The sequence below is a fragment of the Nonomuraea sp. MG754425 genome (assembly GCF_021699195.1).
Taxonomy (GTDB): Bacteria; Actinomycetota; Actinomycetes; order Streptosporangiales; family Streptosporangiaceae; genus Nonomuraea.
Genome location: NZ_SSXE01000307.1, coordinates 1 through 7,540, shown reverse-complemented (window position 1 = coordinate 7,540; position 7,540 = coordinate 1). Strand labels below are relative to the sequence as shown.

The window sequence follows — 7,540 nt, the reverse complement described above, 5'->3', positions numbered from 1 at the left end:
GGCCCTCCCGGCGCGCGATCCGCCCTCGCCCCGGACGCTCCGGGCGGGGACCCCCTGCCCCCGTGGTGGCCCGAGGCGGCCGGGCTGCCCGCCGCATCGGCGCCGTCCTCGCTGTCCGGGGCCCGCGCCGCGTTCGTGACCCTGCTGGACGCCGCGCCCGACACCGCGCACGGCGCGTTGGCGCCCCATCTGGACGCGCGGACCACGCACGACCTCTACCGCTTCTGCGCCTGGCGGCCGGCCTGGCCGGACCAGGCGGCGAGGGCCGCGGCCACCGTGCCGGCCCCGGCGCGGATCCTGGCCGGGCGTCCCGGCCTGGCGGCGGAGGCGATCGAGCGGCTCCTCGACGTCGAGGACCCCGAGACGCTCGTCACGCTGTTCTGGCACGCCGCCGTCACCGGCGACCAGCGCGCCCGCGTCTGGCGGGCCGTCCCCGCCGCGTCGCTGGTCACCGCCCGCGACCGGATGCCGGAAGTGCCCGAGCACCTGCACGACTGGCGGCTGCGCGACCTGTACGCCTGCGCCGATCCCCTGCTGTTCCGGCTGGTGCTGAAGCGGGTGTTCGTCCTCGGGCTGGTGCCGCAGCTCGAGCTGTTCCTGCACGTGTGGCGCACGTGGGGGCCGGGCGAGGTCTCGGTGACGCTCGACCGCACGCCCGTCACGTACTCCACCTACGCCCGCTCGCGCGAGCGGATGCGGGAGCTGCTGGCCCGTCCCGACCGCGCGGGGGCGCTGGCCGAGCTGGAGGCGCTGGTGGCCGAGGGCGGCAGCGTCCAGGAGCAGGTCTCGATGTGGCGCAGCCGCGGGGACCGGGCCGCGATGGTCAAGGAGAGCCATCGATGGCACTGGGCGGAGTTGCTGGCCGAGCACCGTCGCGAACCGTTCCACAGCGACCTGGTCGGGCTGCTGCCCCGGGTGCCCGACTGCCCGGAGGAGTTCCGCCGTGCGGCCCGTACCGTGCTGCTGGGGTGGGAGTGCCGGCAGTACCGGCGGCTCATGGCGGGTGTGCCGGCCGCCGAGGTGCTGGCCGGGTGCGACGCCGGTGATCTCGACTCCACCGGCAGGAGGTGGCTGCCCCACGCGGTGCGGCGGAGCCGCCTCACGTGGGCGGCGGCGCTGGAGCACGGACGTCCCGCCGAGCAGGTGCTCAGGTTCGTCGCGGCGGACGAGCAGGCCCGCGCGGCCCTGGCCGCGCTCATGGCCGACACCCTCAAGGGCAGCCCGGACGCCTGGCTGCTGGCCGTGAGCATGCTGCCGGGCTTCACCGGGACGACGGCCGAGCTGCTGCGCACGGCGGGAGTCGCGGCGGGCGGGGCGTTTGTCGGTGGCGATCGCTAACGTTCCGCTACGACGGACCGCGACGAAGGGAGCCCCGTGGCCGCTGCGACCGCCGGCGGGCGCGTCATCGATCTCACCGATCGGCGTGCCGTGGCCGCGCACGTCCCCGCCGACCCCGAGGTGGTCGAGCGGGCGCGGCGGCTGAAGGAGGCCGCGCTGCTCGACTTCGGCATCAAGGACAGCGTGGTGGCGTCGTGGCTCTACGCCAAGTGCCACCACCAGATCCCGACGACGGCGGTGCCCACGGCGGCGGTCGTCGCCGCCGGCGACGGATCCTGCCTGCTGCTGTACAACCCGGTCTTCTTCGACGCGCTGGGCGTGCACGGCGTCAAGTTCGTGCTGTACCACGAGGCCCGCCACCTCATCCAGCGCCACCTGTACGTCGACGAGGCGCTGCGCGCCGACCCGGTGTTCACCGTGGCCACCGAGGTCAGCATCAACCACGTGGTGCTCGCCCGGCTGGGCCGGCGCGAGCTGCCGCGCACCGCCGAGGGCGGCGGTACCGGCGTCGATCCGCGCGAGGTGCACCGCGGCTACGTGCGCGATCTGCGCGGCCAGGGTCTGGAGCCGCTGGGGTACACGGCGTTCGTGCACACCGACCTGTCGGTCTACGGCGAGCTCAAGCGCATGGCGTGCCCGCCGTCGCCGCTGCCGGTGTGCGCGCACATGGGTGCGGGCGTCCCGACCGACCCCGAGACGGTGGAGCGGGTCGCCAAGGAGGTGCTGTCGGAGGTCATGCGGCAGGCGCTGGCCGGCAACGAGCAGGCCCGCGCCGAGTTGCTCGACCTGGCCGGGCGCACCGAGGGCGGCGGCGAGCGGCTGACCCGTATGTGGGGCTCGCTGGGGCTGGCGGCGCTGCGCGGCGAGACCCCGCGCACCCGCCGGGTGGAGTGGTGGAAGCGCTGGCTGTCCGACACGCTGGCCGCCAAGCTGCGCGAGGGCGAGCGCCTGGTCTACCCGAAGAAGCTGGGCGCGGTGCTGCTGTCGCTGGGGCACGACCCGATGTTGTCGCGGCGCGGGCCCGAGCGGGTCAAGGTGGTGCTGGTGGCCTTCGACACCTCCGGCTCGATGCCCGACTCGGTGGTGCGGTGGCTGACCACGCTCGTGGGCCAGACCGACGGGGTGGAGACCCACTGGCTGAGTTTCGACGGCGCGGTCATGCCGTTCGCGGCGGGTGAGCGGGTGCTGGGCGGCGGCGGCACCGACTTCCAGAACGTCGTCGACTACGCCGAGGGCCGGTTGGAGGTGGGTGGGCGGGTGCTGGAGCAGCGTCCCGACGCGGTGATCATGGTGACCGACGGTTACGCCCCGCGGGTCACGCCGGCCGATCCCGGCCGGTGGATCTGGCTGATCACCGACGGCGGCGACACCTGGCCCGAGACGCACGACCCGCCGATGGCCTGCCACCGGGTCACCACCGGCGACCACTGATCCCCTGCGGGCGGGCGCCGGAGACGAGCGGCCCGCCCCGACGAGCGGCACCTTGACGAGGAACGGAGACGACCCCGCGTGACCACCACCGTGGCCGGGTGGAAACCCAACGCCACCTACCCCGACCGGCCCGAGCAGGGCGAGCGCTCGCGGCTCGAACGGTTCATCGACGCGATGCTGGCCATGGGGCAGACCGGGCAGGTCTTCGGCGAGCACGGCATCGGCAAGACCTCGACGTTCCTGTCGTACATCCCCCGGGCGCATCCCGGCACCGAGGTGGTGCTGGTCCCGGCCGCCAACCTGACGCCCGACGACCTGCTGGTCAACGCGCCCGTACGCACCGAGCGGGGTGAGCTCGCGCTGCGGCAGCTCATCATGCGCCGGCTCCGCCCGGGGCGGCCCTTCGTGCTGCTGATCGACGACTCGCTGCAGGCCGGCGACACGATCCAGTCGCAGCTCATGCAGGTGGCCTGCAACTGGACGCTGGGCGAGCACGACCTGCGCGAGCTGGGGTGCGTGGGGGTGTTCCTGACCGACAACGAGTCGGTGGCGGAGACGGGCGCGCGGCGCGGCGACCTGGCCGTGCTCGACCGCATGGTGACGCTGTCCATCACGGCCAACGACACCGCCTGGCGGCGTCATCTGGCGGCCCGGCACTCGGGCTGGGACCTCACGGAGGTGTTCCGGATCTGGGCGGGGCTGCCCCCGCACCTGCGGCACCTGCTGTCCCCCCGCACGCTGGAGCACGTGCTCGACTGCGCCCGCGAGGGGTTCCCGCTGCGCTGGGGCCTGCCGCTGCTGAACGGCTCCCGGGTGGCGCTGGCCGAACCGGGCGCCGACGGGTCTCCCGGCGCCGATCGTACGCGCGAGATCCTCGGGCGCATCGCGGCGGCGGTGGGCGCGGCGAACCCCGGCCGGATCGCCGACCCGGTGCGGCGCATCCTGCGCGCGGCGGTCCGCAACCGGTGGGCGGTGCTGTTGCAGGGGCCGCCGGGCTGCGGCAAGACCGAGATCACCAAGCAGGTGGTCGCCGAGGAGATCGGCCGGCCCCCGGTGTACTTCTCGCTGCCGGTCACCAACGTCGAGGACCTGTGCGTGCCGATCCCGGCCCCCGACGGCACCCTCGACGTGCTGCTCACCCGCACGCTGCTCGGCCCCGAGCCCAAGGTGCTGGTCTGGGACGAGTACAACCGGCCGAAGGACAGGTCGACGTTCGCCAAGCTGATGGAGCTCACCCAGGAGTGGTCGCTGGCCGGGCGGCCGATCCCGGGCCTGCGCGCCCAGGTCGCGCTGCAGAACCCGCCCTACCACCTGGGCCGCAGGCTGCTGGTCAGCTCCAACAACGTGGCGCAGGCCAGCAGGTTCACGGTCGCCTACGAGGTGCGTCCCGAGGACATCCCGGCCAACCAGTGGCTGATCGACACCTACGGCGAGGTCGCCGAGACGGCGCTGGAGTGGTGGAAGAACGACATCGACGACGAGGGCCGCGAGTGGGTGACCAAGCGCACGCTCGAGCGGCTGATCAAGCTGCACCGGGTCGGCGAGCCGCTGGAGACGGGGCTGATCTACCTGGGTGAGGGCGAGTACGCGCCGATCCCCCTGGCCGGGCTGCGGCTGCGGCTGTCCGGACGCCCGTCGATCGGGATCCGCGACCTGGCGGCCGAGGCCGACGCCTGGGAGGCCCGGCTGGCGGCGGCCGGGGAACACGACGAGGGCACCGCCGACTCCGACACGGTGCACCAGATCCTCGCCAACGCGGAGGTGTCGCAGCTTCGCGAGCACATCGAGGTGGTGGCCCGGCTGCTGCCGCACCTGCCGCCGAAGTTACGCGCGACGTACCTGGTCGGCCAGCCGGAGGACAAGCAGCGCCTGTGGGTGGACGCCTTCGCCCTCATGGCCGCCGCCCGCCCGGCCTGACCTTCTCGCGAGGCCGGGGTCGTCCCAGCGGGACGTCCGAAGTCCGCCGGCGCCCGGCCGCGGCGAGGACGACAGTGGTGGTCCATGACCGACACCGTGACGAACGAACATGTCCGCATCGAGCCGAACATCCTGTATTTCGGCACCCCCGTCGTCCTGATCTCCACCTCGAACGAGGACGGCACCCCCAACCTGGCCCCCATGTCGTCCGCCTTCTGGCTGGGCTGGCGGGGCGTGCTGGGGCTGGGGGCCCGCTCCAAGACGGCCGCGAACCTGCTCAGGACCGGCGAGTGCGTGCTGAACCTGCCCTCCGACACGCTCGCGGACGCGGTGGACCGGCTGGCGCTGACCACGGGGTCCGACCCGGTTCCCGAGCGCAAGGGGGAGCGGGGCTACCGGTTCGTGGGCGACAAGTTCGCGCGGGCGGGGCTGACCGCCGTGCCGTCGGAGGCGGTGACGCCGCCCCGGGTGGCCGAGTGCCCGGTCGCGATGGAGGCCGTGGTGGCGGCGACGCACCCGGTGGGCGACGGCGGAGTGCTCACCTTCGAGGTACGCGTCGTACGGGTCTGGGCGCACGAGGAGATCCGCACGGCGGGCACCGACGACCACATCGACCCCGACGCCTGGCGTCCGCTCATCATGAGCTTCCAGAAGCTGTACGGGCTGGGCCCGCAGGTGCGGCACTCCACGCTGGCGAGCATCCCCGAGCGGGCCTACCGGACGGCTGACCTCGAACGCGCCCGCGAGAGCCGGCCCACGACCGCGCCATGAGCCTGGGCCGGGGCGGTCATCGTGGTGCTCGCGACGGGAGGTCGCTTACCCAGAGCATGCGGACGCTTGGTCGAGCAGCGGGTACGCACAGTGACGTCAGATCGGCAGACCCGCGGGGGAACACTCATGACCACGATCACCTTCGACCACGCCGCCACCGGTTACAGCCTGGCCCAGGCTCGCCGCCTGGCGCACGCCGCCGCCCTGGCCTACCAGGACGACGAGCAGGTCAGGGCCACCGCCAACAGGTGGGGCTTCGACCGCGTCCGGAGCGTCCGCGTGCCGCACGCCGCGCCGTTCCCGCTGGAGGACACCCAGGTGTACATCGCCGCCAGCGACCAGATGATCATCGTGGCGTTCCGCGGCACCCAGCCCGAGGAGCTGCGCGACTGGCTCTCGGACGTCAACACCCTGCTCCACCCGTACACCGCCATCGAGGGCAACATCCACGCCGGGTTCTACCGCGCCCTGGACGTCGTGCACCCCGCGCTGCTGCAGACCTTGGAGGACTGGCACACCTCCGGCCAGTCGCTGTGGTTCACCGGGCACAGCCTCGGCGGGGCGCTGGCCATGCTCGCCGCCGCGCGTACCCACTTCGAGGACCCCACGCTGCTGGCCGACGGCGTCTACACCTACGGCCAGCCCCGTACCTGCTGCCCGAAGCTCGCCAGCGCCTACGACCAGGCGTTCCGTGGCCGCACCTTCAGGTTCGTCAACAACAACGACGTCGTCGCGCAGCTCCCGCCCGCCCCGCTGTTCCGTCACGTGGCCGAGGAGCGCTACTTCGACACCCGCGGCAAGCTGCACGAGAAGGTGCCCGCCGCGGCGGGCCTGATCGACCGGATCGGCGGCGCCACCGCCGATCCGCTGGCCCCGGGCACCGACGGCATCCGCGACCACTTCATCAACGCCTACCTGGCCAGGTTCGACGCCGCCCAGGAGGAAGCCGCCTCTCCCGCCGGGGGCCGCAAGCCCAAGGCGGGCCGCGGCGGCGCTGTGAACGGCCTGCTCCCGGGGTAGCCGGCCGTCAGGCGGACGGGAGCACGTCCAGGACGGCCTTGCCGGCGACGCGCCGGTCCAGCAGCGCGCGGGCGGCCTCGGCGACGTGCTCCCAGGAGCCGCGCCGGCCGATCTCCGGCGAGAGCCGTCCCGCCGCCGCGAACTCCAGCAGCGTCGCGAGGTCGGGCCCCACCTCGTGGGTGTCCCCGAAGGTGCTCATCGTCTTGGCGGGGCCGATGGAGAACAGTGAGTACGGCTCGAACACGGCCGGCTCTCCGGAGGCCCACCCGATGTTCCGCACACTCCCCCCGGGCGCGAGCAGCCGCCAGGCGTCGGCGAGCTGGGGCCCGCCCACGTTGTCGAGGACGAGGTCCACGGGCCGGTCGATGCCCTCCAGCCCGACCACCACCTCGTGGGCGCCGAGCGCGGCCAGCCCTTCGCCGCGGGCCGCCGACCCCACCGAGGCGATCACGTGGGCGCCGCCGAGGGCGGCGAGCTGCACCGCGTACCGGCCGACGCCGCCGGCCGCGCCGGTGATCAGCACCCGACGCCCGAGGATGTCGCGGGTGCGCAGGGTGCGCAGCGCGGTGATGCCGGCCATCGGCAGCGCGGCGGCGGCGGCGAGGTCCAGCGCCTCGGGGACCTCGGCGACCGCGGTGGTGTCGGCGGCCATGTGCCGCGCCCACGCGCCGGCGCCGAAGGCCGCCACTCTCGTGCCCGCGGCGGGCCCGGTGCCGTCGCCGGCGGCCCGGACGACGACTCCGGCGGCGTCGTAGCCGTGCACGGTGCCGGCCGGGCGCTGTCCGGCGAAGGCGACCTCGCCCCGGTTGAGCGAGATGTGCCGCACCTCGATCAGCACCTGGTGCGGGGCGGGCTCGGGCTCGGGCGCCGTGCCGAGGCGCAGGGATCCGGGGACGTCGGGGTCGACGATGAGTGCGTACATGTCCATCCTCCAAATGCGGACCGATGGTCCGGTTGGCCAGGACGGTAGCATAATCGGACCGACAGTCCGTATTCGCCCGCGAGGACCACCCATGACCGGCGACACCACCGACCGACGACCCGCACCCCCGAACCACCCCAC

At 73.9% G+C, this 7,540-nt stretch carries 6 protein-coding genes; 5 read left to right on the top strand and 1 reads right to left on the bottom strand.

Annotated elements, in window-relative coordinates:
- The 5 genes from FAF44_RS50975 to FAF44_RS50955 all read left to right on the top strand — a co-directional run.
- The coding region (locus FAF44_RS50975; RefSeq protein ID WP_237110722.1) for a hypothetical protein at positions 1 to 1,338 on the top strand (1,338 nt) is incomplete at its 5' end.
- Between the two features lie 36 nt (positions 1,339 to 1,374).
- Positions 1,375 to 2,769: a hypothetical protein gene (locus FAF44_RS50970; protein WP_237110721.1), complete on the top strand. Its 1,395-nt coding sequence runs from the start codon at positions 1,375 to 1,377 to the stop codon at positions 2,767 to 2,769.
- A gap of 78 nt (positions 2,770 to 2,847) precedes the next feature.
- Entirely contained in the window at positions 2,848 to 4,686 is a 1,839-nt protein-coding gene (locus FAF44_RS50965) for an AAA family ATPase (RefSeq protein WP_237110720.1), read from the top strand.
- Between the two features lie 84 nt (positions 4,687 to 4,770).
- A complete protein-coding gene (locus FAF44_RS50960; RefSeq protein ID WP_237110719.1) occupies positions 4,771 to 5,457 on the top strand; it encodes a flavin reductase family protein in 687 nt (228 codons plus the stop codon).
- Positions 5,458 to 5,583: 126 nt separating this feature from the next.
- Positions 5,584 to 6,477: a lipase family protein gene (locus FAF44_RS50955; protein WP_237110718.1), complete on the top strand. Its 894-nt coding sequence runs from the start codon at positions 5,584 to 5,586 to the stop codon at positions 6,475 to 6,477.
- Positions 6,478 to 6,484: 7 nt separating this feature from the next.
- On the opposite strand, the gene FAF44_RS50950 is transcribed toward FAF44_RS50955, so the two are convergent.
- Entirely contained in the window at positions 6,485 to 7,399 is a 915-nt protein-coding gene (locus tag FAF44_RS50950; RefSeq protein WP_237110717.1) for a zinc-binding dehydrogenase, read from the bottom strand.
- Between the last annotated feature and the right edge of the window lie 141 nt (positions 7,400 to 7,540).

Coding starts and splice junctions, on each gene's coding strand:
- FAF44_RS50960 (WP_237110719.1), top strand. CDS start 4,771: ATGACCGACACCGTGACGAACGAACATGTCCGCATCGAGCCGAACATC.
- FAF44_RS50955 (WP_237110718.1), top strand. CDS start 5,584: ATGACCACGATCACCTTCGACCACGCCGCCACCGGTTACAGCCTGGCC.
- FAF44_RS50950 (WP_237110717.1), bottom strand. CDS start 7,399: ATGTACGCACTCATCGTCGACCCCGACGTCCCCGGATCCCTGCGCCTC.